This window comes from Amycolatopsis oliviviridis, assembly GCF_014654365.1.
Taxonomy (GTDB): Bacteria; Actinomycetota; Actinomycetes; order Mycobacteriales; family Pseudonocardiaceae; genus Amycolatopsis; species Amycolatopsis oliviviridis.
Genome location: NZ_BNAY01000008.1, coordinates 51305 through 76384 on the forward strand (window position 1 = coordinate 51305; position 25080 = coordinate 76384).

The following is a 25080-nucleotide window of genomic DNA, read 5'->3' on the forward strand; positions in this document are numbered from 1 at the left end:
CCGGGAAAGCCCCTTCACCTCACGCGACCGCCACTTTTGCCCTACCCCCTCGATAACCAGCCTCACCACTCACGACCCGCGCGCCCAGGCAAGCCGCGTTCGCCCTACTTCTCAGTAGTCCCGCAGGTCGGAAACCTCGTCGCGGGCGGCGAGTTGCGCGATCCGCGCCGACGCCGCCACGCACGACACGATCACCACCGCCCCCAGCAGCGCGAAGTACCCGTGGGGGAAGGCCACCCATTCCGCCGGGGTGAGCAGGACGAACAACACGCCCAGCAGGTGCCCGGCGATCAGGCCCCCGCCGCCGACGATCAGCGCGTCGCCCGCGATGAACGTCGCCACCTGACGGCGTTTCCCGCCGAGGGTGCTGACGATCAGCAGGTCACGACGGCGTTCGTTGAGCGCCAGTCCGAACGACGGCCCCGCGGCGGCCGCGGCGAGCACGAGCGAAGCCACCCGGTCCACATTGGCCGCGACGCAGCCATCCCTGGTCAGGGCGGACGAGATCGCGAACGCCACCGCCAGCGCGACCAGCGCCACCGACCGCGCCAGCAGCGCGCTCCGCCACGAAATGGACAGCGCGAGCACCCCGGCGAGCCCCGACACGAGCGGCCTGAGCATTCCGCCGATCACCCGTTTGCCCTTGCGCAGCCCCAGTTCCACCAGCCGCCACAACAGCATCGTGCCGCCCGCCCAGCCGAGCAGCGGCCAGACGAAGGCGAGCGCGAGCAGGACGAGGTCGAGGCCGTAGGGCGACCACCAGGGCGGACCGTCGTCGGCGGGGACGAAATACCACTCGCGCAGGACCGGCGGCAGGACGGCGATCGCCGCGACGACCAGCCCCGCGAGCAGCAAGAGAACGATTTCCCGGACGAGGGACAAGCCGGTTCCGGGGAGGAATCCCCCCACCAGCGACAGCACGACGCCGGCGAGGCCACCGGCCAGTCCGGCGACCGCGGCTTCGGCGGCGGCGAGTCCGACGACCTGCCCGCCGGTCGCGCCGCGGGCACGCAGGAGGTCGTGATCGCTCCGCAGCGAACGCTCCGACGGGGCGGCCAGCAGGACCGCCAGCACCGTTGCGGGCACCCATGGCGGCGCCGGTTCCCATTCCCAGCCGTGCGCCGCGAGCAGGGTGGTGACGAGCAGGGCCCCGGCCGCGGGCATGCCGAGCCGGACGGGGCGCACGCGCGCGATCCCGCCGACCCACAACGCCATCGCCGCGATCACCGGTCCCGCACCAGCTTCCCGTCGACCATCGCCCAGCGTTCGCCGAACAACTCCGCCGGGGCCTGCTCGGCCGTGGCCACCAGCAGCCCGGCGGCCAGCCCGTCCGCGGCCCGCACGAGCCTGCCGAGAAGCCGCTCCGCCGCCGGACGGTCCAGCCAGCCCGCCGGGTCGTCGGCGAGGATGAGTTTCGGCGCGGGCGCGAGCGCCCTGGCCAGGATGGCCAGCCGGATCTGCTCGCCGGTCAGGTCGCGGGGCGCCTTCTTGGCGAAGCCCGTCAGGCCCACCAGCTCCAGCGCGCCGTCGACGGCGTCGCGGACCGCGGTGCCGGTCCGGCCCGCGAGGACCAGCGGCAGGGCGACGTTCAGCCGGACGTCGAGATCGCGCAGCAGCCCGCCGTCCTGCAGCACCAGCCCGATCAGGTCGGGGCCGGGCGGCGACGGCTCGAACGCGGGCCAGTCGATGGTGCCCGCAGTCGGCTTCTTCATCCCGGCGAGCAGGTGCAGCAGCGTGGTCTTCCCGGCGCCCGCCCTGCCGGTCACCACCGCCCGGGTCTCCGCGCCGATCACGCAGCTGACGCCGTGCACGGCGACCACCGCGGTCAGCCCGGAACCATAGGTGTGCGCCAGCTCGTCGGTGCGGACCAGCGGGGCGGTCACGCCACTCTCACGATCCGGTGCGCGGCCGCCGCGATCTCGGGGTCACGGGTCGCCACGACGACGGCCGTCCCGCGGGCCGCGACGGCGCACAGCAGATCCATGAGTTCGAGTGCGGCGAGCCCGTCGAGTTCGCCCGCCGGTTCGTCGGCGACGACGACCTCGGGTGCCCCGGCCAGGGCGACGGCGACCCCGGCCCGCGCGCCTTCCAGCGCCGACAGCTCGTCCGGGTAGGCGTCGCCACGCCCGGCGAGGCCGACCAGTCCGAGCAGGTCGGCGGCGTTCCCGGGGGAACGGCGGCCGGCGAGCCGTCCCGCCAGCAGGATGTTCTGCCCGACGGTGAGGTGGCCGAAGAGGTTCCCGCGCCTGAGCAGCACGCCGACACCGGGAGCGCCCTCGGGGGCTTCACCACTTCCGGTGGGCAGCACGGCCACACATTCGCCCGGGACGGCGAACCGGACGAGGGGGACGGATCCGGGCCCCGAGCCTGCCATGACGGCGGCACGTCGGCGCATGGCCCCAAGGTAAAGCGAACGGGGTCAACATCGCCTTGATCTCAGGCCAACGGACGGCAAAATATCGCGTCGGGTGGGTGATCCTCTCCCGTTTCGGCCACACTTTGTCGGTGCGCCGCCGGATCGTCACCCTCACCGTGCTGGCCGCGGTGCTGGCGATCACCCTCTTCGGGGCGCCGCTGGCCATCGCGGTCGCCCGGTTCCACGAGGGCAACTCGACCCACGACCTGGAACGGGTCGCCGACACGGCCGTCCTCGACGTGACCGGCGACCTCGCCAACGGCCGGGTCCCGGAGCTCAAGCCGGTCAAACCGGACGAGGACCGGATCCGCGGCATCAAGGTCTCGGTCTACACCCCGACCGGAAGGCTCCTGGTCGGCGACGGCCCTGCCACCGAAGACCGGTATGTCCGCGAAGCGCACTACACCGACATGGCGACCGGGACGCGCGGCGACGAGGTGGTCCTGGCCGTCCCGGTGCTCAGCGGCCCGTCGCTGGTCGGGGTGGTCCGCACCGCCCATCCGCGGTCCGAACTGGACGACCGGATCCGGCTGACCTGGCTGAAGATGGCCGGGCTCGCCGTCATCGCGATCGGGACCAGCTGGCTGATCGCGCGCCGGATCGCGACCCGGCTGGCGCGGCCGCTGGAGGATCTCGCGGGCGCCGCCGACCGCCTCGGCGAGGGCGACTTCACCGTGCGCGCCGGCCGCACCGGGGTCCGCGAAATCGATCAGGTCGCCGAAGCGCTCGACTCCACCTCCGTCCGGATCGGTGAGACGCTGGAACGGGAACGGACCTTCTCCTCCGACGCCTCCCACCAGCTGCGGACGCCGTTGACCGGGCTGCGCCTGCAGCTGGAGGCGGCACTGGAGAGCCCGGATCGCGACCCCTACGCGACGATCCGCGACGGCATCGCGTCGGCCGACCGGCTGGAACGCACCATCGACGACCTGCTGGCGCTGGCCAAGCAGACCAGGGCCCCGCGTGCGCTGCTCGACCTCGGCAAACTCTTCGAGGAGGTCCGCCAGACCTGGCACGGCCTGCTCGCCGCACGCGGCCGCGCGCTGCGGATCAGCGGACGGGAGGCGCTGCCCGCCCGGGCGGCGGACGCGGCCGTGCGGCAGGTGCTCGCCGTGCTGCTGGACAACGCGGCGGCCCACGGCCGCGGCACGGTCACCGTCCTCGCCCGCGACGCCGGCGACGCGCTGGCCATCGACGTGAGCGACGAGGGCGTCCTCCCCGACGGGCACGATCCGTTCGTGACCGAGGAGCGGAGCGAGGACCGCGAAGGCCACGGGATCGGGCTGCGGCTGGCGCGGAGCCTGGCCGAGGCGGAAGGCGGGCGGCTGCGGCTGACCAGCCCGTCGCCGACGACGTTCACACTGCTCTTGCCCGCCGAACGCCCCTCCACGCAGTAAGGCCGCGCAGTAAGAAGGCCCGGGCCTGGCGAGCTAGGGGGGGTTACTCGCCAGGCCGGGCCGGTAGGAGGCAAACGCGCCCCGACAGCGCGCACGGCATGCCACCTGAAAGAAGACGGTAAAGACCAGCGGGCCAACAGACGGTACACGCCGGATTAACTGACACTTTGCTTTTATATGTCACAGCGATCCGGTGACCATCCAGCCGGGCTGAATCGATCGTGGGAAGATTGAAGGTATGACGACCGAGCCGACGCCGAAATGGCGGAGACTGGAGCCGGACGAGCGCAAAGAGCAGATCTTCGCCTGTGCGGCACGTCTTTTCGGCGAACGACCGTACTCTGAAGTGTCCACTTCGGACATCGCGGCGGAGGCCGGGGTGGCCAGGGGTCTGATCAACCACTACTTCGGCACGAAGCGCGAACTTTATCTGGAGATCATCCGGCGGGCGCTGACCGTGCCCCGGCTCGCGGTCGAGATCCTGCCGGACGGCCCACTGGAACTGCGCGCCGACGTGGCCATCGACTGGTTCCTGGACATGGTCACCAGCCAGGAGAAGATGTGGCTCGCCGCGATCGCGCCGGAAGGCATCGGCCGGGACCTCGAAGTCGAACGGATCCTCGAAGAGGCCGATCGCGAATCGGCGGACCGGGTACTCGAAGCGGTCGGCCTGTCCCGCGAGAGCGAACACGGCCAGGAGCTGAACGCGCTGGTCCGCGCGTTCGGCGGGATGGTCAAGGCGGCGGGCCGCGAATGGCTCGTCCGCGGTTCGCTCGACCGCTCCCAGGTGCACACCCTGCTCAGCAAATCGCTGGTCACGCTGGTCGGCGAGGTCTTCCCCGAGATCCAGCGCGCGACGTGAGAAGCCCCCGGCACCTCGAGGGGGAGGTTGGTGCCAGGGGCTTCGGAACCGGTGACTGAGCACCGGTATTCCTCCACACTACGCCGATTCCCTGTCAGCGCTCTGTCAAACTTCCGAGCGTGTCCAACTGGCTGAGCCGGAGTTCGAGCCCGTCGAGGCAGCGCTCGACCGCGTAACCGTAGAGCCGCTCGTAGTAACCGGCCGCGAGATCGGGGTCGGCGACCAGCGCCGCGACCGATTCGCCCAGCGCCGCCATCCCCGGCAGGTCCGTGCGGGTGCGGTACGCCGCGTAGCCCTCGGTGCGGTCCAGCTGCAGCGCCATCGCGCTCTCGCGGTCGTCCTCCATCGCGACGAACTGGCAGGCGGTGGCGAGCAGCAGGTTGTAGGCGAACGGCGCCTCGGTGCCGAACCCGGCCGCGAGCAGGCGGCCGATGCCGGTGTTCATGGTCGGCACGGCGGCGGCGACCGACGGCCCGAACAGGGCCAGCCGCCGCGCCGAACCGGGATAGCGGCGCAGCACGGTCCGCACGGTGGGCAGGAACTCGGTGAACCACTCCCGCCACGGCAGGGCCTCCTCGGGCAGGGTCAGCTCCCCGACCACCCGGTCCAGCACCGCGACGACGACGGTGTCCCGGTCGCCCACGTGGTGGTAGACCACCGCGGGGTAGGCGTCGACGGCGGCCGCGAGCTGCCGCAGGGTCCAGTTCTCCAAACCGGACTCGGCCGACAGCTCCAGCGCGGCGTCGATGATCCGGTCCTTGGTGACCGCCGGCCGTCCGGAAGCCACGCGTGACCGCGGCCGGGAGCCCGTGTCTTCGGAGAAAGTCGGCATGCGGGCTACCGTATCCGCATTCCGGTGGTACTGAAGTGGGGGCTTCCGGCAGGATCGGGCCATGCCCCGCGCGCGTGTGAACGGTCTCGAACTCGAGTACGACACCTTCGGTTCCCCCGCGGACCCGCCGCTCGTCCTGGTGATGGGCCTCGGCGCCCAGATGGTCACCTGGGAGATCGGCTTCTGCGACCTGCTCGCCGAGGGCGGGTTCCACGTCGTGCGGTTCGACAACCGCGACATCGGTCTCTCGTCCTATCTGGACGACCTCCCCGCGCCGGATCTGGCCGCGCTCGCCGCGGGCGACCTGACCTCCGCGCCGTACCTGCTCTCGGATCTCGCGTCCGACATCACCGGCTTGTTCGACGCGCTCGGGTTCGTCCGCGCGCACGTCGTCGGCGCGTCGATGGGCGGGATGATCGTCCAGCAGCTCGCGATCGACTCGCCGGACCGGCTGCTCAGCCTCACCTCGATCATGTCGACCACCGGGGATCCCTCGGTCGGGCATCCGGAGCCCGCCGCGCTCGCCGGGCTGACCCGGCCGCCCGCCGCCACCCGCGAGCAGGCCATCGAGGACGGCATCGCGTGGTTCAAGCTCGTGGGCTCGCCGGGTCACCCCTCCGACGAGGAGTTCCTGCGGATGAAGGCCACCCGCAACTACGACCGGGCGAACCATCCGGCGGGCGCGTTGCGGCAGGCCGCCGCCGTCGTCGCTTCGGGTGACCGCACCGCGAAGCTGCGCGAGGTCCGCGTCCCGACGCTGGTCATCCACGGTGAGAGCGACCCGTTGATCAACGTCAGCGGCGGGAAGGCCACCGCGGAGGCGATCCCGGACGCCGAACTGCTGCTGTTCCCCGGAATGGGTCACGAACTGCCGAAACAGCTGTGGCCCGCGCTCGCCGAGGCCGTCGTCACGCACGCGCGCAAGGCCTGACGCGCCAGGATTTCGCCAAAGGTACCGGCCTTTCGCCGGCCGGTGGGTTCAGCGGGCGACGACCATCGCGACCACGGTCGTGAAGGATCCGCCGACGTTCAAGGTCAGCACGTTCCGCACACCGTCGATCTGAAGCGGCCCGGCGGTCCCCGCGACCTGGCGCGCGGCGTCGTGCACCATCCGCACCCCGGTCGCGCCGACCGGATGCCCGAGCCCGAGCAGCCCGCCGCCCGGGTTCACCGGGAGGACGCCGTCCCGCGCGATCCCGCCGGATTCGATCAGCCGTCCCGCCGCCCCCGGCGGGGCGGCACCGAGGTGTTCCAGCGCCACGAGCGCGGTGATGGTGAAACAGTCGTGCAGCTCGACGACGTCGATCTCCTCGGCGCTGGGGACCTTCGCGCGCCAGTACGCGTCGAGCACCGCGCCCCGCAGATGCGGGAACAGGTACTCGTGCCCTTCGGCGCGATCCAGCTTGCCCCGCAACGACAAATGCGCCGTCCGATGGCCGAAGCCCGCCAGCCGGGGGACGGTCGAGAGGTCACGGCCGACGCGTTTCGCCCAGTCGGCGGCGAATTCCGGTGAGGCGAGCACGATCGCGGCGGCCCCGTCGGAGATGCGGCCGCAGTCGTTCTTGCGCAGGACACCGGCCACGACCGGGTTCAGCCGGTCGTCCTGCTCGAACGAGCCGTCGGGAAAGCCCCAGTCCCGCGCCTGCGCCATCGGGTTGAGCGCGGCGTTCGCGAAAGCGTTGCGGGCGAACAGGCCGAGGTGCGCGGGATCGAGTCCGTACCGCCAGTCGTAGACGTCGGCGATGTCGGAGAACAAGGCGGGCCAAGGGAATTCGGCCGATCGAGCCTCCTCGCCGACCCAGGCCGCGGAGCCGAGATGACCGGCCGCGGACCGCGCGTCGGTGTTGCGCATGAGCTCCAGCCCGGTCACCAGCGCGACGTCGTACCGCCCGGACTCGATGTCCGAACTCGCGGCGAGCACCGCCGTCCCGCCCGAGGCGCACGCGGCCTCGTGCCGGACGCTCGGCACGCCGTCCAGATCGGGGATCGCCGCCACCAGCAGCCCGCCGAGGTGGGCCTGGCCCGCGAACAGCTCGGCGGCCAGGTTGGCGACGTGGGCGACACCGATGTCGCACGTCTCGACCTGCGCGTCCACCAGTGCGTCGGGCACGACTTCGGCGAGCATCTCGAAGAGCCCGCCGCCCTCTTTCGCGAAGTTCCGCGCGAAATCGGTCTGTGCCCCGCCCAGTACGAAGACCGTCATCGGCCCGTTCCGCCTTCTGCCTTCTGGTTCTGGTGCCGTGCCCGGGTCGCCCCACCCCCTGGAAGGGGCGACCCGGACGGCGGCTTTTCCGGCCCTTCGCCGCCTGCCCACACCCCTCTGGTGGGCGGGCGCGAAGGGGATCACTCAGTTACAGGAAGGTTCCAGCTGATCCGCCCGTACCCAGGTCGCGTGAAAACCGAGCGGGACACGCTGGGGCAACAGGACCCTGGCCACGGGTCCGGCAGTGAGATCGGCGGCGTCGAAGATGTCCAGCTCCGAGCGCCCCTCACGCTCGTCCTGGACGAAGGTCACCAGATAGCCGTCATCGGAATCGGCGGCCGCGCCGTCGCGGGGTGCGAACGGCGCCTCACTGCCCCACCGGCCCGGACCGAACCGATGTTCGGTCTTGGTGCCGGCACGATTGTCGTAACACACCAGGCCGTCGAACTTGAGCGTCGAGTCCGGCGAGATGTGCACCGCGTAGGAGAAGCGATTCCGGCCGCCGACCACCCTCGAGTCGACGGACGGAAATTCGGTGTTGTCGTCGTCGAGCTGGTTCTCCAGGCACTGCCCGGTCCGCAGGTTGAACCGGTAGCGGTGCAGCGAAGCGTCCAGCCGCAGGTACGAAAGCATCTTGGCGAGCGGTGTGTGCGCGTCTGCTCGTGGCTGCGGACGCTGGACGCGGCAGACGTCGAGGACGATCTCCTCGCCCTGCTCCCAGGCGTTGACGACGTGGTAGATGTAGCACGGGCCGGCTTCGAACCAGCGGATCTGGCTACCGTTGCCGTAGCGAGGCAGCACCCCGAACCGGCTCGGCAGCGAGCGGTCGAACAGCAGCTTGTGCCTGCCGTTGCGCGCCGCTTCCAGGTCCTGGATCAGCGGCAGGTCCATCAGGACGGCGTAGTTCTCGGTGATCGCCATGTCGTGCGGCAGCCGCGGTCCGGGGAGTTCGATCTCGGTCGTGCTCGCGACCTTGCCGTCCGCGCTGATCACGCCGTAGCGCAGGTACGGCGGCCGCGGCCCGTAGTCGAACCAGAACATCTCGCCGGTGCGCTCGTCGACCTTCGGGTGGGCCATCATGTCGCCGACCAGCGTGCCGAGGAAGTCTTCGGCGCCCAGCGTCTCCAAGGAGAGCGGGTCGACCGCGTACGGCGTGCCGCACATGTACCAGGTGGAGAGCACCTGGCCGCGATGGAAGATCAGGTCGGTGTTGGCGCTGTCCTTGGCTTTCAGCCCGTGCGTGTTGCCGAACGGGTTGCCTTTGGGCGACTCCATGACGCCCTTCCAGAGCGCCTTGCCCGCCTCGGATTCGGCCTCGAAGGCCTTGGTGCGGATCCAGCGGTTGCGGTAGCGGGCCTTGCCGTTCTCCAGGTGGACGGCGTGGATCATGCCGTCGCCGTCGAACCAGTGGTAGCGGCCCTCCGGCTCGAACCGGGGGTTGGGCCCGTTGCGCAGGTACACGCCGTTGAGGTCGTTGGGGATCTTGCCGATGACCTCGAGATCGCTCGCGTCGATCTCTTCGCCGACCGGGGCGTAGACGCCCATCAGGTACGGGTTGACCTCGGGTTCCCCGGTGGCGGCGGCCACCAGGATCGGCTGGTCGGAGGTGCTCGTCATCGGTTCTCCCCGGTTGGTTCGCGTTGACCGATTGGCTGAGACACTATGATTTCTGTAGTCAGCTGTCAATAGGCTTCTTTTGCTGTAGTCAGTAGTACGCTGACGGCGACACCACCCTCGGAAGGAACCACGTGACAGAGGCGACGGCGCACCGCGTCAGGCCGGCAGGCGATCCGCTGCGCCGGGCGCTCGAACTGCTCGGCGACCAGTGGACCCTGTTGATCCTGCAGAGCCTTTTCCTGCGCTTCCGCCGTTACGAGGAACTCCGGCTGCGGCTGGGCATCTCCCCCACCGCGCTGTCCGGGCGGCTGCGCGAAATGGTCGACGCGGGCATGCTCGTCCGCACGCCGTACCGCGACGCGCGGCGCACGCGGCACGAGTACCGGCTCACCGAACGCGGCCTCGAACTGTGGCCGCTGCTGATCTCGATCTGGGCGTGGGAACGGGAATGGGTCGAAGGACGGCGGGCCGTGCTGCCGACACTGATCCACCTCGACTGCGAACTGGCCACCTCGGCGCCGCTCGGCTGCGCCACCTGCGAACGCCGCGTCGACGCCCGCGACGTCCGCGCGCGACGGCTCGACGACACCGGCGTCGTCGAAGCGACCGCGACGAAACGCTTCCGCCGCAAAGACGCCGAGTCCCTCGCGGGCGATCCGCTGATGTTCTTCCCGGACACCATGGAACTCCTCGGCGACCGCTGGTCGACCGGCCTGGTCGTGAGCGCGCTGCTCGGGGCACGGCACTTCTCGGAGTTCGAACGCGAGCTCGGCATCGGGCCGAGCGTGCTCTCGGGCAGGCTGTCGAAACTCGTGGAGGTCGGCGTGCTGCGGACCGGGATCGCGAAGACCCGCACCGACGCGCACGACTACCGGCTGACGGCGAAAGGCCTCGCGTTCTTCCCCGCCCTGGCCTTCATCGCCGAGTGGTCACGGGGGTTCGAGGCGCCGGGGCAGGAACCCGACATCACGCTGGACCACGTGGACTGCGGCAACCGGCTGAAGCCGATCCTGCTGTGCGACCACTGCTGGCGGCCCCTGCGGCGGAACCGGATCCAGTTCGGCGGCCCGGTCCAGCTGCCCGCCCCGCCCAGGTGACGTAAATCGACTCGCCAAGCCGTTCCGTTCCTGACAGGCTGACGTGGTCACACGTCGTCACCTCGGAGGTAGCAATGACTGAACCGGCACCGTCCCCAGCGGATGGCGAAGAGGACGACACGAAGCGCAAGTTCCGTGAGGCCCTGGAGCGCAAGCAGGCTCAGGCCCGCTCCGGATCGGCCCACGAGAACGGCGGCGGGAAGAACCTGCACGCGCACGGCCCGGCCGCGAACAAGCGCACCTTCCGCCGGAAGAGCGGCTGAGTTCCCGGCCCGCAAGCGCAATGAAGGGGCCTTTCATAGCAAATTTTGCTATGAAAGGCCCCTTCATTGCGCTTGAGTGACCTACACCGTCAGGATCGACCGGAGGCCGCCGACCTCGGCCATCCGGCGCTCGGCCAGCCGGTCGGCCGCCGTCGACGGCGGGACCCCGTCGGCCTTGGCCAGCGCGAACACCGCCTTGGTGGTGTCGAAGATGGCCGTCGTCTTGCGCTTCGCCCGCGCGAAGTCGAAGCCGTGCCGCTCGTCGTCGACCTGGATCACGCCACCGGCGTTGACCAGGTAGTCCGGCGCGAAGAGGATGCCGCGATCGTCGAGCTGCTTGCCGACGCCGGGGTGCGCGAGCTGGTTGTTGGCCGCGCCGCAGACGATCTTGGCGCGGAGCAGGCCGACGGTCTCGTCGGTGAGCACCCCGCCCAGCGCGCACGGCGCGAAGACGTCGAGTTCGGTGCGGATCAGCGTGTCGAGGTCTTCGACGACCTCGACGGCGGGGTACGCCGCGCGGGTGCGTTCGATCGCCGCGGGCGAGACGTCGGTGATGACCACCTGCGCGCCCGCCTCGATCAGATGCCCGACGAGGATGTGCCCGACCTTGCCGACCCCGGCGACGCCGACCTTGCGGCCCGCGAGGTCCGGCACGCCCCAGACGGCGTCCGCGGAGGCGCGCATGCCCTGGTAGGTACCGAAAGCGGTGAGCACCGAGGAGTCGCCGGCGCCGCCGTTCTCCGGCGAGCGGCCCGTCACGAACTCCGATTCACGGGCGACGATGTCCATGTCCTGCACGTAGGTGCCCACGTCGCAGGCGGTGATGTAGCGGCCGCCCAGTGTCTGGACGAACCGGCCGAAGGCGCGAAGCAGTGCTTCGGTCTTGTGCTTCTGGGGGTCGCCGATGATGACGGCCTTGCCGCCACCGAGGTCGAGCCCGGCGAGCGCGTTCTTGTAAGCCATCCCCTTCGACAGCGCGAGGACGTCCGCGAGCGCGGCTTCCTCGGACTCGTACGGGTAGAACCGGGTCCCGCCCAGCGACGGCCCGAGCGCCGTCGAATAGATCCCGATGATGGCCTTCAGGCCGGTGGCCTGGTCCTGGCAGAAAACGACCTGTTCATGGCCGGTGCCATGGCCGAACACTTCGGTCACTGTGGTGACTCCTTGTCATGGAGTGCACGCTGCTTGTGGCTCACGTGCGAAGTTCCTGGAACAGGCACAGTCCCTGCACGAAGGTCATCCGGCGGCGACGGTGCCACATCCGCAAACCTAGATCGCCCCGGTCCGTTCGCCAAGCCGGGGGCGAGCCGTCTCAGCCGTTGACGACCTCACGGAGGACGCGGAGCGAGGAGTCGAGCTGGCTGTCGGACAGATACGGCGCCGGGCCGAACCTCAGATACGCGCCGCGGCTGTCGGTCCGGACGCCGCGTTCGGCGAGCGCGGCCTGCAGGGCGCCGGCGTCGGCGCACCGCAGCGACAAGAAGCCGCCGATGCGGTCCAGCGGGGTCTCCCGGTCCCGGGTGACGACGTCCTCGGGCAGTCCGAGCTTGTCGAAACCCTCCGCGAGGAAGCCGACCTGGTGCCGCGACACCTCCCGCAGGAACTCGGGGGTGAGGCCCTGTTCGGCGAAGAACCGGAAGACGCGGGCGCCCCGGTAATGGCTCGTCGGGTCGTAGGTCGCCCCGGCGAACCGGTCCGATCCCGCGGCGTAGGCCACCTGGCCGGGACGGCGCTCGTCCGCGAGCGCGCCGAATTCGGCGTACCAGCCGGTGACGACCGGCCGCAGTTCCTGCGCGTGCGCGGGCATCCGCAGGAAGCAGTTGCCCTCGCCGAGCTGGAGGTACTTGTAGCCGCCGCCGAGCACCCAGGCGTTGGTGAGCCCGAGGTCGTGCAGCGCGAACGGGACGACGCCGAGCGCGTGGTACGCGTCGACGACGAGGTTCACCGACTTCGAGAGGCAGACGTCGGCGAGATGGGCCAGCCCCGGCACGAGCCGGGAGGTCTCGAACAGCACCGCCGAGACGAGCACGGCGGCGGTGTCCTCGGTGACTTCGGCCGCGACGCGTTCGGCCAGCGTGCTGACCGGCGACGCGGGGACGCGGACGACCTCGACGCCTTCCTCGGCGAGCCTGCCGAGCTGGCGGCGCAGCGTGTGGAACTCCCCGTCGGTGGTGACCAGTCGCGGACGGCGAGGCAGGTCCATCGCCGACAGGAACCGGATCACCAGGTCGTGTGTGCTGGCGCCGAGCGCGATACCGCCGTGCGGGTCACCGAGCAGCGCCCGGAACCCGGCCCGCATCTCCTCGGCCTTGATGAACGCGCGGTCCCACTTCGTATCGACCTCTTCGGCCGCGTCGGCGAAGGCCTCGAGAATGCCTTCCCGTGCGACGTCCGGCCATGCCTGGTGCGAATGCCCCGTCAGCAGGATCCGGTCCGCCACACCGAATTCCGTGTAGTGCGCCGCGAGCGCGTTGGGGTCGCGGCGGAGTTCGTCGAGAGTCGTCACAGCCTGCTCCGCACCGCCCAGAGGTCCGGGAACATCGGGGAGAAAAGCGTCGTACGCAGGTAGTGCGCGCCCGACGAACCCCCCGTCCCGGTCTTGTCTCCGATGGTGCGCTCGACCATCTTCACGTGCCGATACCGCCACTCCTGCATCCCTTCGTCCAGATCGACCAGGTGCTCCGCCACGACGGACGGCCCGGTGTCGTCGCGGTAGACCCGCAACAGAACCTCTTGGAGCCCCGGAGAAGGTTCGAGTGGCTTGGTGACATCGCGCCCGGTCGGGACGTCGTACCCCTTCACCGCGAGGTAGGTGGTGAAGGAGTCGAAGAGCGACGGCCGTGACATCGCGTCCGCGATCTGCGCACGCTGGTCACCGCCCTCGGGGTAATGCGCGAACACCCGCTCGTCCCGGCGGCCGAGGACGGCCTCCAGTACGCGGAATTGAGCCGACTGGAACCCGCTCGAAGCGTCGAGTCGCGCACGGAAACTGGTGAACTGGCTCGGAGTCATCGTCTCGAGCACATCGATCTGCGCGACCACCACCTTGAAGATAGTCAGGATTCGGCGCAGTGTGCGGACAGCGTGAGCCGTGTTACCCGCTTCGAGTTGCTCCTGCAGGTAAAGCGCCTCGTGGAGAACTTGTTTGAACCAAAGTTCATACACTTGGTGGATCACGATGAAGAGCAATTCATCGTGTTCGTCGGACCGGGGATGCTGCGCGTCCAGCAATTCGCCCAGCGAAAGGTAGGACGTGTAACTCAATGCGGCCTGGGTGTCGTCGTTCATGATTCTGTCACTCCATCGAAATGGCGTTGGGCCGCCGGGGCCAGTGTCTGGTAGAGGTCGTGGAACAGCTCGACCGCGGCCGCCCGGCTCGGCGGAGCGGGCACCAGCTCGACCGGGAGCTCCGGATCGAGCGACGGGAAGGCGCGGAAGGTGTGCGTCAGCCAGGTTCGGGCCTGGAACGCCTCGGCGTCAGGCAAGTCGCCTGAATACCCGCCGAAATCTCGGACGAACGCGTCGTAGCGCGCGGCGAGGCCGTCGAGGTTCCAGGCCCGGCCGGCGAACCGCCGGACGTCGAGCGCGGCCGACGGTGTGCCGAGCATCAGCCCGGCGTGTTCGGAGACGTCGAGTTCGGTCAGCAGGGCGAGCACCTCGGCCTCGCGGTCGTGCGGCGCGATCCAGGTGCCGTCCTGCACCGGGCCGAAGCCGAGGAAGCGCAGCCGGCGCACGAGCCGTTCCCGTGCCTGGCGACGGCTTTCCGGGATGCTCTGCCACAACACGGTCCACTCCCCGACCTCGCGTTCGCGGCGGCCGAAGGAGAAGATCCGGCGGTCGCCGTCCTCCAGCAGCGCGATCGTGCGGCGGGTCAGCGAGTAGTGGACGAGCCTGCCCGCCTTGTGTCTGGCGAGCAGGTCGCGGCGAGCGAGCCTGGCCAGCGCGATGCGCGCGGCGCCGTCGGAGAAGCCGAGCCCGGCGAGCACGGCGACCAGGCCGCCGGACCAGACACGGCGGCTCTCGCGCGGCGACACGTAGGTGCCGAGCAGCGTCATCACCAGCTCCTGGGGACCTGGGTCGCCGTGGGGCGTGGCGGATTCGGGCATGCGCGCAACTCTATACACCTCAGGCCGCTGCGGTGTAGCTTGATTCGAGTGACGTACTTCGCGGATTTGAGCTCGCCCCAGGTGGCCGCGCTCGCGTCCGGCGCGCGCGTTCCCGTGCTTCTCCTGCCGGTGGGCGCCGTCGAACCGCATGGGCCGCACGCGCCGCTGGGCACCGATCCCCTGATCTCACGAGGGATGTGCGAACGCGCCGCCGCGCGGCTGGCGGGTGACGCGAGCGTTCGCGTGCTGATCCTGCCAGAGGTCCCCTACGGCGTGACCCGGTTCGCGGCGGGGTTCGCGGGCGGCGTCTCGATCGGCGAGGAGACGCTGTACGCGCTGCTCACCGAGATCTGCGGCGCGCTCGCCGAGCAAGGACTCCCCCGGATCCTGCTGGTCAACAACCACTTCGAACCCGCGCATCTGGCGGTGCTGCGGCGCGTGGCCGAGACCACCGGCGTCGGCTTGGTCGATCTGGTCCGCCGCCGGTACGCGGCCCGGCTCACCGACGAGTTCCGCTCCGGCGAATGTCACGCCGGGCAGTACGAGACGTCACTGGTGCTCGCCGACCGGCCGGACCTCGTCGACGCCGCCGTCCAGCGCGACCTGCCCGCGGTCCACGTCGACCTGGCGCGCGACGGGGTCACGGACTTCGCCTCGGCGGGGATGACCGAGGCCTACTGCGGGACCCCCGCCCAGGCGACCGCCGAAGAAGGCGAGAAGACCTTCTCGGTGCTCACCGACATCCTGGTCGAAGCGATCCGGGAGCTGGCATGACCTTCAACCTGGCCACCCATTTCGTCGACCGCCTCCCCGGCGAGCGGACGGCGTTGCTGTGCGGCGACGAGGAAGTCACGTACGCGGAACTGGCGGCACTGGTGAATCGCGCCGGGAACGTGCTGCGCGAACTCGGTGTCCGAAGTGGACAGCGGGTCTTGCTGGCACTGAACGACAGCGTCGAGTTCGTGGCCGTCTGGTACGCGGCGCAGAAGATCGGCGCGGTCACCGCCGAGGTCTATTCCTTCCTGCAGCCCAAGGATTACGCGTACTACCTGAAGTACACCGAGGCCGTCGTCGTCATCGCGGACGGCTCGACCCTGCCCGCGTTGCGCGAGGCGGGGGCGCGGAACCTGCTCGTGATCGGCGATGTCGACCTGGAGCCCGGCGAACACTCGTTCACGGCGCTGGTCGCGTCGGCCTCCGCCGAGCTGGAGGCCGCGCCGACCACTTCGGACGACGTCGCGATCTGGAAGTTCACCACCGGGAGCACCGGTTCGCCCAAGGCGTGTGTGCATCCGGCGCGCAGCGCGCTGGAGAGCTTCGACCGGTACGCGCTCGGCGTGCTCGGCCTCCGCGAGGACGACCGTGTGCTGGCCGTGCCGAAGCTGTTCTTCGGCTACGCGCGGGATCTGACAGCGTTGTTCCCGTTCGGCGTCGGCGCGTCGGGAATCGTGTTCCCGCAACGCAGCACCGCCGATCTCTTGTTCTCGCTGATCGAGCGTTACCGGCCGACGATCCTGGTCAACGTGCCGACCATGATGAGCGCGATGATCGCCCATCCTTCGGCGTCCACTGTGGACATGAGTTCACTACGGCTGGCGACGTCGGCGGGCGAGGCGCTGCCTTCGGAACTGCATCGCAAGTGGGACACCTTGTTCGGTGTCCCGGTGATCGACGGGATCGGCTCGTCGGAGGCGTACCACATCTATCTGTCCAATGTGCCCGGTGCGCAGCGGGTCGGCAGCCTCGGCCGCGAAGTCCCCGGCTACACCGCGCGGATCCTGGACGAGGGCGGCGACCCGTTGCCGGACGGCGAGATCGGCACCCTGGAGGTCACCGGTCCGACCATCGCGCGTGAGTACTACGGCGACGCGGAGAAGACCGCGCGGACGTTCCACGGCGACACCCTGCGCACCGGTGATCTGTTCAGCCGCGACACCGACGGGTTCTTCCACCACCACGGCCGCGCCGACGACCTGCTGAAGGTGTCCGGCGTGTTCGTCGCGCCGAGCGAGATCGAAGACTGTCTCATCGGCCATCCCGCCGTCGTCGACTGCGCGGTGCTGGGCGTGACCGTCGACGGCCTGGTGGTCCCGCGAGCGTGCGTCGTCCTGGCGGACGGCGCTTCAGTGACCGCGGAAGAACTGAAGGACCACGCGCGGGCGCAACTGGCGAAGCACAAATATCCGCGTGAGGTGGTGTTCGTGACCGAACTCCCCCGCACCGCCAACGGAAAACTCGATCGGCGCGCGTTGCGCCGGGTGGAGGCAGAGTGAGCAGGATCGTCGTCGTCACCGGCGGGACGCGCGGGATCGGCGCGGCCATCGCCGCCCGGTTCCGGGCCGCCGGGGACAAGGTGCACGCGCCCGGCCGGGCCGACTGCGACGTCACCGACGAGGACGCCGTCGCGCGGTACTTCGGCGGCCTCGGCCCGGTGGACGTCCTGGTGAACAACGCCGGGATCTCGGCGAGCGCACCGCTGGCGAAGACGTCGCTGGAGCAGTGGCGGACCCAGATCGAGGTCAACGCGACCGGCGCTTTCCTGTGCACCCGCGCGGTTCTGCCCGGCATGCGGTCACGCGACACCGGCCGGATCGTCACCGTCGCCTCGACGGCGTCACATATCGGCTACCGCTACACGGCCGGGTACACCGCGTCGAAGCACGCCGCCGTCGGCCTGATGCGCGCGACCGCCGCCGAGGTCACCGGCACCGGCGTCACCGCGAACGCCGTCTGCCCGGCCTTCGTGCGCACCGACATGACGGCCGCCTCGGTGGCCCGGATCCAGGAGCGGACCGGCCGCGACGAGGCCGACGCGGAAGCCGCCCTCGCCGCCGCGTCCCCGCTCGGCCGCCTGCTCGAACCCGACGAGGTCGCCCACGCGGTGACCTTCTTCGCGGCGGCCGAAGCCGCCGCGATCAACGGACAGACACTCGTCCTCGATGGAGGTGGGATCCAGTCATGAGCCCGTTCCGCGCCACGCCGCCGATCACGGCGAACTGGGAGCATTTCGAGTTCACCGTGGACGACGGCGTCGCCACGGTCACCTTGGACCGCCCCGAAAAGCTGAACGCGCTCACCTTCGACGTCTACGCCGACCTGCGCGACCTGCTGGCCGAACTGCCGCACCGCGGCGACGTCCGGGTGCTGGTCGTCACCGGCCGCGGGCGCGGGTTCTGCTCCGGCGGCGACGTCGAAGAGATCATCGGCGAACTCCAGAAAATGGAGTCGGCGGAGCTGCTCGAATTCACCCGCATGACCGGCGCGGTGGTGAAGGCACTGCGCGAGTGCCCCATCCCGGTGATCGCCGCGGTGAACGGTGTCGCGGCGGGCGCGGGTTCGGTGATCGCGCTCGCCAGCGACTTCCGGCTGCTGGCGTCGTCGGCGAAGTTCGCTTTCCTGTTCACGAAGGTCGGTCTGGCCGGGGCGGACATGGGCTCGGCCTACCTGCTGCCGCGGCTGGTCGGCTTGGGGCGGGCGACGGAACTGCTGATGCTGGGCGACAAGATCGACGCCGCGCGGGCCGAGGCCATCGGGCTGGCCTCGCAGGTCGTTCCCGATTCCTCGCTTCTTTCTGAGGCTTCTTCGTTGGCACGGCGTTTGGCCGATGGCCCGGCGCTGGCTTACGGGACGACGAAGGTGCTGCTGACGCGGGAGCTGGACATGGATCTGGGAAGTTCCATCGAGCTTGAAGCGATCACGCAGGCCTTGCTGATGACGGCGAAGGACCACGGGGAGTTCTACGCGGCCTGGACGGCCGGGCGGTCGCCGCAATGGACCGGCCGGTGACCCTTCACCGCAATTAGTCCTCTGAATGCGGCCGGTGCAGCCACGGTCCAGCCCGCGTTGTTGCCCCGGCCGGAATGCCTTGAACAGGAATCCGAGTGCGCCAGAAGGCTCCGCCCACAGGCATGCCGAGGGGCCCGTCGCCAGTGTGGCTGGCGGGCTCCTCGGGTCGTGCGGGGATGTCAGGCGTGGTGGAGGGTGTTGCGCCGGGATCGGCGTAGCGGGTCCAAATACTGGGGCGGGATGAACTCCGGTAAGCCATCGGCTGCCATCCGGACTTCCCAGTCGCCGTGATGGATCAGGCGGTGATGGAAGCTACAGAGCAACACCAGGTTCCGAAGATCGGTCAAGCCGCCGTCTGCCCAGTGCTCAATATGATGAGCGTGACAATTCTTGGGTCTCCCATGACACCCCGGGAATGCACAACCACCATCACGGATGTTCAATGCACGTCTCTGCCCTGGAGTGACGAACCGTCTCAGTCGCCCCATATCCAGCGGCTCACCCGACGCGCCCATCACCACCGGCAACATCAGGCAATCGCAGGCCGCTAGCCGAGCCTCCCGCGCCGTCATCGTTCCCACGAAATCCAGGCACGCGGTGCCGAGACCCGATTTGAGTTCCTCCAGCCCGATGGTGACGTGCACCAACGTCCGGTAACCGCTCGTTCCGGGCTGGTCGGGGCACGCGATCGCCAGGTCGAGCAGGTCGGCCCAGGCGTCTCCCATGCGCTCGCACTTCATCCGCAGATCCGCCTGACCGAACTCGTCCACCGGCCGCGGCTGGGCGTGCGCTTCCAGGGCGGCGGCGGTGCGGGCGCCGGTCTCGTCATCGAGGAGGCCGGTGAGTTTCCAGAACCCGTCCTTACGCCGCTCCAGGGTGATCTCGCGGCGCGGTTCCTTCGGCTCCGGCTCCTTGGGCTCGGTCCCGTCCGGGTCCAGCCAGGCGAGAATCTTCGCCTCGGCCTTCACCAGCTCACGAGGCCCAGCGCTTCTGGCGAGGTCGGCGAGGGTCTTCTCCGCGCTCTCCCGGTCCTCCACCGAGGTGTCCGCCGGGATCTTCTTCAGGATCTCCAAGATCTGCTCGATGCGGTGCTCACCGATCGCACCCTCGGCAGCCACCGCGGCGGTAGCGGGCGCGACGGCCGGAACTTCAGGGCCATCCAAAGCCCGGGTCGGGTTCAACGCGATCGCCCGATTCACGATCGGACTCGCCTCACCCCGCGACAACCCCGCCACATCAGCGAACCACGCCGCCGTCGACCCATACCCGAACAAGTCTTTCGCGCCCCGAGACTCAACCTCCGCCAAGTACCGCCCCAAACCAGCGGAAGCCACCCGCATCACCTGCAAGAACTGCTGCACACCATGCGCAAGCTCCAGCTTGCCGGCGCGCCACAGCTCCTGCGGCAACTCGGGGAGGAAGGTCTCGGACACCCCTCCAGAATACACGACCAATTCGAACACGTGTTCGCAATTTTAAGTCACTACAAACTTGCCCATTTCCCACTGACGGGTGACCGATAATCTCGCAATTAGTCCTCTAAATGCTTCACGCGAGCGTCCCGGGCGGCACTCGGGACCCGAGCAACGCACCGCATTTAGTCGACTAAATGCGGTGACCAGAAGCCCCTAACAAGCGGTCGGCCAGGATCCGGCACCGCTCTTCCAGCTCCACCGGCTCGATCACTTCGAACGAATGCCCCAGCAGCACCACGTGCATCAGCAGGAAATCCAGCTCCCCGGCCCCGCTCAAAACCTCGCACCGCGAACGTCCACGCGAGCGAACCACCGCCGCCGAAGCCGGGATCTGCGCTCGCACCACCGAAGCAGGCGCGTGCACCAGAAAACGCGCCTGATGCCGATAGACCCGGCTGGCCACGTTCTCCTGGACATAGGCCGCCGCGTCAGGCGCCGGACGCGGGCGGAAACGCCACGACCGCGCGGAAACCTCGGTCATCTTGTCGACACGGAACGTGCGCCAGTCGTCCCGGTCGAGGTCGTACGCGAGCAGGTACCACCGCGGCCCGGAAGCCACCAGACGGTACGGCTCGACCCTGCGCGGCGAAAAGCCGGAAGAGGACGGATACCCGAAGCCCGCCTCGACCTCGTCGCGGCACGCGCGGGCCAGCGTCATGAGCACGTCGGGGTCGATCGGCGCGCGGCTTCCGTCGAAGGCGACCACCGAGCCGGACAGGGCGCGGACCTCGCGCCGCAGCCTGGTCGGCAGCACCCGGTCGAGTTTCGTCAACGCCCGGAGCGCGGCCTCGCCGTTGCCCGCGCCGGCGAGCAGCGAGACCGCGGTGGCGATCGCCTCCTCGTCGTCCAGCAGCAGCGGCGGCATGTCGTGGCCGGGGCCGAGCTGGTAGCCGCCACCGACGCCGTTGCTGGCCTGCACCGGATAGCCGAGCGCGCGCAGCCGTTCGACGTCGCGCCGGATCGTGCGCGGGGTGACGCCGAGCCGGGCCCCCAGTTCGGGCCCGGTCCACACAGCGCGCTGCTGAAGCAGGCCGAGCAGGGTCAGCACCCGCTCGGTCGTCCCTCGCTCGTCCTCCACGTCCCCCATCGTGTCAGAGATAGCGGACCGATCCTGTCCGCTAGGCGTGTCAGGGTGGTCCCATGAACCGCAAGAGCCGCGAATTCCAGGTCAGCTTCGACGCCCACGACCCGAAGGCCCTGTCCATCTTCTGGCGCGACGCCCTGGGCTACGTTCACCCCGGCCCGCCCGGGGTGGAGGTACCCGAGGGCACCGACCCGCTGGACGCGTGGGACGAGTTCCTCGAACGTGTCGGAGTTCCCGAAGATCAGCGCAACACCCGCTCCGCCCTCGAAGACCCGGACGGCGTGGGACCGAGGATCTTCTTCCAGCAGGTCCCCGAAGACAAGGTCGCCAAGAACCGCGTCCACCTCGACATCCGGGCCGCGCCCGGCTTGGAGGGGGACGAGCGCATGGCGGCGTTCGAAGCCGAGTGCGACAGGCTCATCGCACTCGGGGCGACGCGAGTCCAGCGCTTCGAGCCCGAGCAGCCGCTGAGCCTCGGGTTCATCGTGATGCAGGACCCCGAGGGCAACGAGTTCTGTATCGACTGAGTCAGACTGACGTGACGGCGATCGCGTTGTCCTCCAGGGAGCCGAAATACAGCTTCCCGGCCCGTTCGCGGACCCCGACGAGCACGTGGAACCCGTCGATCTCCCCGCGCAGTTCGTGGACCTGCTTCCCGTCCGGAGTCACCCCGCGCACCCCGCACTCCCTCGCGGGTGCGGGCTGCAGGGCCGTCGGCAGCGCCCGGACGCCGGCCCGCAGCGGCGCGGGGAGCTTCTGCACCAAGGAAAGCGCGGGCACCTTCGGGCTGGCCACGGTGATCCAGATCAGCCCGTCGCTGCCGGTGGAGATGTTGTCGGGATAGCCCCACAGATCGTCGACGAGATAGTCCCGCGTGCCCGCCTTCTCGCCGGTGAGCCACACGCGCGACACCCGGTAGGCACCGGTCTCGGCGACGGCCACATAGGACTCGTCGGGCGGCAACGCGACGCCGTTGGCGAACTGGAAACCGTCGGCGAGCTGGTCGATCTTCCCGTCGGGCGTCCGGCGCAGCAGGCGACCGCCGCCGGTCTGCTCAATCAGGTCGTCACGCCACTTCTCGATGCCGAAGAGCCGCGACGAGTCGGTGAAGTACACGGTCCCGTCGGCGGCTACGGCGGCGTTGTTGCAGAACACGAAGTCCAGCCCCACCGCGGACGTCGCCAAAGTGGTGATGTCGCCGCCCGCCAGCGGCATGGTGAGCAGTCCGGCCTTGGCGTCGCAGATCAGGAGGTCGTCGCCGAAGAACTCCAGCCCCAGCGGGCGGCCGCCGGTGTCGCCGAGGACGTCGATCCGCTTGCCGTCCGGCGAGACGCGCAGGATCCGCCCGTCGTCGACACCGGTGTAGATCCGCCCTTGGTCGTCGACCACGACGTCCTCGGGACCGTGCCCGTTGACCGGGATGACCGTGACCTCGCCGAAAGCCATGGCTTGTCTCCTAGCGGTAGGTGAGCAGTTCCGCGGCTTCCGCCTCGAAATGCGGATGTTCGTTGAACGACAACAGGGTCACCCCGCCGCGGCCGGACACCAGTTTGGTGATGCCCGCGTTCACGGTGACCCGGTTCAGCTTCAGCAGCCCGGCCTCGGGCGTGCCCATGAGCGCGCCGCAGACCGTCGCGATCACGCCGCCGGAGCTGAACACGACGGCGTGCTCGCCCTTACCCAGCGACGCAACGACATCCGCCAGCGCGCCCTTGACCCGTTCCAAGAACTGAGGCCAGGTTTCGGCGCATGGACCGGAGGCTCCCGCCGCGACCCAAGCACTCAGCGCACCGTCCAAAGCGGCCTGATACGCCCGAGAGTCGTTCTGCTGCACACCGTCGGCGTGGTACTTCGCGATGTCGACGTGGTCGTACTCATTCCAGCGTTCGTCCTCGACGACGGCGATGCCGGAGCCGAGTGTCTTCAACGCCGTCGCGGCCGTGTCCCGTTGGCGGGCGAGAGAACCCGACCGCGCCTGGGTGAAGTCGACGCCGCGCCGCAGCAGTTCCTCACCGACCACAGTGGACTGTTCGAAGCCGCGCGGCGAGAGCTGGTCGTAGTTCTCCGCGCCGAACGACGCCTGCCCGTGCCGGACCAGGTAGATCGCTCCCATCTACGCGTGTCCTCCTCCGATGATCCGGCGGCAGCGTCCGTCCAGATAGCCGACGAACTGCCAGAGATCCTTCAGCGCCGGGTTGGTCGTCTGTCCCGCGTGGAAACGGTAGTAGATCTGCTGGATCACCACCGCGAGCCGGAACAGGCCGTAAACCTCGTAGAACGTCCAGTCGCCGATGGCGAGGCCGGATCGCTCCGCGTAGCGGCGGACGAATTCCTCTCGCGTGTACATCCCCGGCACATGCGTCGGCTGGCGGCGGCTGAGCTTCATGACGTCGTCATCGTCGTCCTGCACCCAGTACGCGAGGGTGCTGCCGAGTTCCATCAGCGGATCGCCGAGGGTGGCCATCTCCCAGTCCAGGACGCCGATGATGCCGAGGTCGTCGTCGAGCACCAGGTTGTCGAGCCGGTAATCGTTGTGGATCAGGCAGATCTTGACCTCGGACGGCTGGTTCTCCTTCAGCCACGCCATCACCTCGGCGCAGTCCGGGACGTTCTCCGTGCGCGCCTTGAGGAACCGCTCCGACCAGCCACGCACCTGGCGCTCGACGTACCCGGCACCCTTGCCGAGATCGGCCAGCCCGGCAGCCTCGACGTCGACGGCGTGCAGCTCGACCAGCCTGTCGACGACCTTGCCGCACAGCTCGCGCGCGCTCTCCGGCGGCAGGTCGAGATCCGCGGGCAGATCTCCGCGCAGGATCAGGCCTTCGAGGCGTTCCATCACGTAGAAGTCGCCGCCGAGCACGGATTCGTCGTCGCAGAAGGCGAGGACCTCGGGCACGTAAGGGAAGACGGGCCGCAGCGCCTGCTGGACCCGGAACTCGCGGCGCATGTCGTGCGCGGACGCGGCCTTGTGCCCCAGTGGCGGGCGGCGCAGGATCAGGTCCCGGTCCGGATAGGTCAGCAGGTACGTGAGATTCGAGGCACCGCCGGGGAATTGGCGGACCTCGGGCGGCGTGTCGCCGAGCCCGGGCACCCGTCCGGCCAGCCAGGCGTGCACCGCGGCGGGATCGAACGAGTCTTCGCCGCGTACCTCGACGGTCTTGTCCGCGGCCAGGGTCATGCGAACTTCTTCAGCACCGACACCGGGACGAACCGGAACACCTTCGCCAGCACGCTCCACGGCCACGACGGGACGAACGCCTTCGCGTTCTCGGACTCGATCGCCTTGACCAGCGCCTGCGCGCCCGCCTCCGCCTTGGTGGCGAGCGGGATCTTCGAGATGTCCACGTTCATCTCCGACTCGATGAACCCGGGCAGCAGCTGGGTGACCTTGATCGGCGTCTTCATCAGCTCGATCCGGGTGCCCTCGGTCAGCGCCGAGACGCCCGCCTTGGAGGCGGCGTACGCGGTCAGGTTGCCGGGGAAGGCGCGAAGCGCGGAGAAGGAGGAAACCACGACGAGGTGGCCTTCCTTCTGTTTGCGGAAGATGCCGACGGCGGCCTCGATCTGGGCGGCCGCGGCGAGGAAGTTCGTCTGCAGGGTCTGGCGGTTGGCGTCGAACCGGCCGGAGCCGATCGGCTGTCCCTTGCCGAGCCCCGCGTTCACGATCACGCGGTCGAGGGAGCCGAGTTCTTCGCGGAACTCCTCGAAGACGGTGAAGACCTGGTCGTGGTCGTTCACGTCCAGCTTCCGGGTGACCACGGTGATGCCGGGATAGGCCTTCTTGAGTTCCGCGGCGAGGGCGTCGAGCCGGTCGAGACGGCGGGCGGCCAGCGCCAGATTGCGGCCTCTGGCGGCGTACTGCCTGGCCATTCCTTCGCCGAGTCCGGAGCTCGCCCCGGTGATCAGGATGTTCTTCCGCAGGACCATGGCTGGAGCTTACCC

At 69.5% G+C, this 25080-nt stretch carries 26 protein-coding genes; 10 read left to right on the forward strand and 16 right to left on the reverse strand.

What is annotated here, in order from left to right:
* Window positions 1-111 precede the first annotated feature (111 nt).
* From IE302_RS30320 to IE302_RS30330, 3 genes are read right to left on the reverse strand one after another with little or no spacing between them, the layout of a single operon-like run.
* Window positions 112-1227, reverse strand: a complete 1116-nt coding sequence (locus IE302_RS30320; protein ID WP_191257861.1) for an FtsX-like permease family protein — start codon at window positions 1225-1227, stop codon at window positions 112-114.
* Window positions 1224-1883 (reverse strand): ATP-binding cassette domain-containing protein, encoded by a 660-nt coding sequence (locus IE302_RS30325; RefSeq protein WP_191257862.1) that lies wholly within the window; start codon window positions 1881-1883, stop codon window positions 1224-1226. The genes IE302_RS30320 and IE302_RS30325 overlap by 4 nt, the downstream gene beginning before the upstream one ends.
* The gene (locus tag IE302_RS30330; RefSeq protein ID WP_229908026.1) at window positions 1880-2395 is read right to left on the reverse strand and encodes a P-loop NTPase family protein; all 516 of its coding nucleotides are present in this window, start codon (window positions 2393-2395) and stop codon (window positions 1880-1882) included. Before IE302_RS30330 ends, IE302_RS30325 begins: the two co-directional genes overlap by 4 nt.
* A 77-nt stretch (window positions 2396-2472) precedes the next feature.
* Here IE302_RS30330 and IE302_RS30335 point away from each other — a divergent pair, with 77 nt between their 5' ends.
* Window positions 2473-3813 (forward strand): sensor histidine kinase, encoded by a 1341-nt coding sequence (locus tag IE302_RS30335; protein ID WP_373308039.1) that lies wholly within the window; start codon window positions 2473-2475, stop codon window positions 3811-3813.
* 238 nt (window positions 3814-4051) lie between these two features.
* Complete coding sequence (locus tag IE302_RS30340) at window positions 4052-4675, forward strand: TetR/AcrR family transcriptional regulator (protein ID WP_191257864.1); 624 nt, start codon at window positions 4052-4054, stop codon at window positions 4673-4675.
* Between the two features lie 94 nt (window positions 4676-4769).
* Here IE302_RS30340 and IE302_RS30345 read toward each other — a convergent pair whose 3' ends face one another.
* Window positions 4770-5507: a TetR/AcrR family transcriptional regulator gene (locus tag IE302_RS30345; protein ID WP_191257865.1), complete on the reverse strand. Its 738-nt coding sequence runs from the start codon at window positions 5505-5507 to the stop codon at window positions 4770-4772.
* A 61-nt stretch (window positions 5508-5568) separates the two neighbouring features.
* On the opposite strand from IE302_RS30345, the gene IE302_RS30350 reads away from it, so the two are divergent.
* Complete coding sequence (locus IE302_RS30350) at window positions 5569-6438, forward strand: alpha/beta fold hydrolase (protein ID WP_191257866.1); 870 nt, start codon at window positions 5569-5571, stop codon at window positions 6436-6438.
* Window positions 6439-6486: 48 nt separating this feature from the next.
* Here IE302_RS30350 and IE302_RS30355 read toward each other — a convergent pair whose 3' ends face one another.
* Window positions 6487-7710: an acetyl-CoA acetyltransferase gene (locus tag IE302_RS30355; RefSeq protein WP_191257867.1), complete on the reverse strand. Its 1224-nt coding sequence runs from the start codon at window positions 7708-7710 to the stop codon at window positions 6487-6489.
* A gap of 144 nt (window positions 7711-7854) precedes the next feature.
* Entirely contained in the window at window positions 7855-9327 is a 1473-nt protein-coding gene (locus IE302_RS30360; RefSeq protein WP_191257868.1) for a carotenoid oxygenase family protein, read from the reverse strand.
* Window positions 9328-9458: 131 nt separating this feature from the next.
* Between IE302_RS30360 and IE302_RS30365 the strand changes: the two genes are divergently transcribed.
* Window positions 9459-10424, forward strand: a complete 966-nt coding sequence (locus IE302_RS30365; RefSeq protein WP_191257869.1) for a winged helix-turn-helix transcriptional regulator — start codon at window positions 9459-9461, stop codon at window positions 10422-10424.
* Window positions 10425-10498: 74 nt separating this feature from the next.
* On the forward strand, window positions 10499-10687 hold the full coding sequence (locus IE302_RS30370; protein ID WP_005162443.1) for a DUF5302 domain-containing protein: 189 nt from the start codon (window positions 10499-10501) through the stop codon (window positions 10685-10687).
* A gap of 81 nt (window positions 10688-10768) precedes the next feature.
* Here the strand turns inward: IE302_RS30370 and IE302_RS30375 are convergent, their stop codons facing one another.
* The 4 genes from IE302_RS30375 to IE302_RS30390 form a co-directional block, all read right to left on the reverse strand.
* Complete coding sequence (locus IE302_RS30375) at window positions 10769-11839, reverse strand: Glu/Leu/Phe/Val family dehydrogenase (protein WP_191257870.1); 1071 nt, start codon at window positions 11837-11839, stop codon at window positions 10769-10771.
* A gap of 160 nt (window positions 11840-11999) precedes the next feature.
* Window positions 12000-13193 carry a PLP-dependent aminotransferase family protein gene (locus IE302_RS30380; RefSeq protein WP_191257871.1) on the reverse strand — a complete coding sequence of 398 codons (1194 nt, stop codon included), beginning with the start codon at window positions 13191-13193 and terminating at the stop codon, window positions 12000-12002.
* Window positions 13190-13975 (reverse strand): tryptophan 2,3-dioxygenase, encoded by a 786-nt coding sequence (locus tag IE302_RS30385; protein ID WP_191257872.1) that lies wholly within the window; start codon window positions 13973-13975, stop codon window positions 13190-13192. Before IE302_RS30385 ends, IE302_RS30380 begins: the two co-directional genes overlap by 4 nt.
* A complete protein-coding gene (locus IE302_RS30390; protein WP_191257873.1) occupies window positions 13972-14793 on the reverse strand; it encodes a PaaX family transcriptional regulator in 822 nt (273 codons plus the stop codon). The genes IE302_RS30385 and IE302_RS30390 overlap by 4 nt, the downstream gene beginning before the upstream one ends.
* Before the next feature lie 48 nt (window positions 14794-14841).
* On the opposite strand from IE302_RS30390, the gene IE302_RS30395 reads away from it, so the two are divergent.
* From IE302_RS30395 to IE302_RS30410, 4 genes are read left to right on the forward strand one after another with little or no spacing between them, the layout of a single operon-like run.
* Window positions 14842-15567 carry a creatininase family protein gene (locus tag IE302_RS30395; protein WP_191257874.1) on the forward strand — a complete coding sequence of 242 codons (726 nt, stop codon included), beginning with the start codon at window positions 14842-14844 and terminating at the stop codon, window positions 15565-15567.
* Window positions 15564-17066 (forward strand): benzoate-CoA ligase family protein, encoded by a 1503-nt coding sequence (locus IE302_RS30400; RefSeq protein WP_191257875.1) that lies wholly within the window; start codon window positions 15564-15566, stop codon window positions 17064-17066. Before IE302_RS30395 ends, IE302_RS30400 begins: the two co-directional genes overlap by 4 nt.
* Window positions 17063-17755 carry an SDR family NAD(P)-dependent oxidoreductase gene (locus IE302_RS30405; protein WP_191257876.1) on the forward strand — a complete coding sequence of 231 codons (693 nt, stop codon included), beginning with the start codon at window positions 17063-17065 and terminating at the stop codon, window positions 17753-17755. Before IE302_RS30400 ends, IE302_RS30405 begins: the two co-directional genes overlap by 4 nt.
* Window positions 17752-18579 carry an enoyl-CoA hydratase family protein gene (locus IE302_RS30410; protein ID WP_191257877.1) on the forward strand — a complete coding sequence of 276 codons (828 nt, stop codon included), beginning with the start codon at window positions 17752-17754 and terminating at the stop codon, window positions 18577-18579. The genes IE302_RS30405 and IE302_RS30410 overlap by 4 nt, the downstream gene beginning before the upstream one ends.
* 179 nt (window positions 18580-18758) lie before the next feature.
* Here the strand turns inward: IE302_RS30410 and IE302_RS30415 are convergent, their stop codons facing one another.
* A complete protein-coding gene (locus IE302_RS30415) occupies window positions 18759-20012 on the reverse strand; it encodes an HNH endonuclease signature motif containing protein (protein ID WP_191257878.1) in 1254 nt (417 codons plus the stop codon).
* A 172-nt stretch (window positions 20013-20184) separates the two neighbouring features.
* Window positions 20185-21141 (reverse strand): helix-turn-helix transcriptional regulator, encoded by a 957-nt coding sequence (locus tag IE302_RS30420; protein WP_191257879.1) that lies wholly within the window; start codon window positions 21139-21141, stop codon window positions 20185-20187.
* Between the two features lie 53 nt (window positions 21142-21194).
* On the opposite strand from IE302_RS30420, the gene IE302_RS30425 reads away from it, so the two are divergent.
* On the forward strand, window positions 21195-21665 hold the full coding sequence (locus IE302_RS30425; protein ID WP_191257880.1) for a VOC family protein: 471 nt from the start codon (window positions 21195-21197) through the stop codon (window positions 21663-21665).
* Window position 21666: 1 nt separating this feature from the next.
* Here the strand turns inward: IE302_RS30425 and IE302_RS30430 are convergent, their stop codons facing one another.
* From IE302_RS30430 to IE302_RS30445, 4 genes are read right to left on the reverse strand one after another with little or no spacing between them, the layout of a single operon-like run.
* Entirely contained in the window at window positions 21667-22584 is a 918-nt protein-coding gene (locus IE302_RS30430) for an SMP-30/gluconolactonase/LRE family protein (protein ID WP_191257881.1), read from the reverse strand.
* A 10-nt stretch (window positions 22585-22594) separates the two neighbouring features.
* Window positions 22595-23251 (reverse strand): histidine phosphatase family protein, encoded by a 657-nt coding sequence (locus tag IE302_RS30435; protein WP_191257882.1) that lies wholly within the window; start codon window positions 23249-23251, stop codon window positions 22595-22597.
* A complete protein-coding gene (locus tag IE302_RS30440; protein WP_191257883.1) occupies window positions 23252-24316 on the reverse strand; it encodes a phosphotransferase family protein in 1065 nt (354 codons plus the stop codon).
* Window positions 24313-25065: an SDR family oxidoreductase gene (locus IE302_RS30445; protein ID WP_191257884.1), complete on the reverse strand. Its 753-nt coding sequence runs from the start codon at window positions 25063-25065 to the stop codon at window positions 24313-24315. The genes IE302_RS30440 and IE302_RS30445 overlap by 4 nt, the downstream gene beginning before the upstream one ends.
* Window positions 25066-25080 lie beyond the last annotated feature (15 nt).

Bases quoted from the DNA above. Each gene is read 5' to 3' on its own strand.
- IE302_RS30425 (WP_191257880.1), top strand. From the start codon at position 21,195: ATGAACCGCAAGAGCCGCGAATTCCAGGTCAGCTTCGACGCCCACGAC.
- IE302_RS30385 (WP_191257872.1), bottom strand. From the start codon at position 13,975: ATGAACGACGACACCCAGGCCGCATTGAGTTACACGTCCTACCTTTCG.
- IE302_RS30345 (WP_191257865.1), bottom strand. From the start codon at position 5,507: ATGCCGACTTTCTCCGAAGACACGGGCTCCCGGCCGCGGTCACGCGTG.
- IE302_RS30410 (WP_191257877.1), top strand. From the start codon at position 17,752: ATGAGCCCGTTCCGCGCCACGCCGCCGATCACGGCGAACTGGGAGCAT.
- IE302_RS30370 (WP_005162443.1), top strand. From the start codon at position 10,499: ATGACTGAACCGGCACCGTCCCCAGCGGATGGCGAAGAGGACGACACG.
- IE302_RS30430 (WP_191257881.1), bottom strand. From the start codon at position 22,584: ATGGCTTTCGGCGAGGTCACGGTCATCCCGGTCAACGGGCACGGTCCC.
- IE302_RS30440 (WP_191257883.1), bottom strand. From the start codon at position 24,316: ATGACCCTGGCCGCGGACAAGACCGTCGAGGTACGCGGCGAAGACTCG.
- IE302_RS30390 (WP_191257873.1), bottom strand. From the start codon at position 14,793: ATGCCCGAATCCGCCACGCCCCACGGCGACCCAGGTCCCCAGGAGCTG.
- IE302_RS30355 (WP_191257867.1), bottom strand. From the start codon at position 7,710: ATGACGGTCTTCGTACTGGGCGGGGCACAGACCGATTTCGCGCGGAAC.
- IE302_RS30435 (WP_191257882.1), bottom strand. From the start codon at position 23,251: ATGGGAGCGATCTACCTGGTCCGGCACGGGCAGGCGTCGTTCGGCGCG.
- IE302_RS30445 (WP_191257884.1), bottom strand. From the start codon at position 25,065: ATGGTCCTGCGGAAGAACATCCTGATCACCGGGGCGAGCTCCGGACTC.
- IE302_RS30400 (WP_191257875.1), top strand. From the start codon at position 15,564: ATGACCTTCAACCTGGCCACCCATTTCGTCGACCGCCTCCCCGGCGAG.
- IE302_RS30360 (WP_191257868.1), bottom strand. From the start codon at position 9,327: ATGACGAGCACCTCCGACCAGCCGATCCTGGTGGCCGCCGCCACCGGG.
- IE302_RS30420 (WP_191257879.1), bottom strand. From the start codon at position 21,141: ATGGGGGACGTGGAGGACGAGCGAGGGACGACCGAGCGGGTGCTGACC.
- IE302_RS30330 (WP_229908026.1), bottom strand. From the start codon at position 2,395: ATGCGCCGACGTGCCGCCGTCATGGCAGGCTCGGGGCCCGGATCCGTC.
- IE302_RS30340 (WP_191257864.1), top strand. From the start codon at position 4,052: ATGACGACCGAGCCGACGCCGAAATGGCGGAGACTGGAGCCGGACGAG.
- IE302_RS30350 (WP_191257866.1), top strand. From the start codon at position 5,569: ATGCCCCGCGCGCGTGTGAACGGTCTCGAACTCGAGTACGACACCTTC.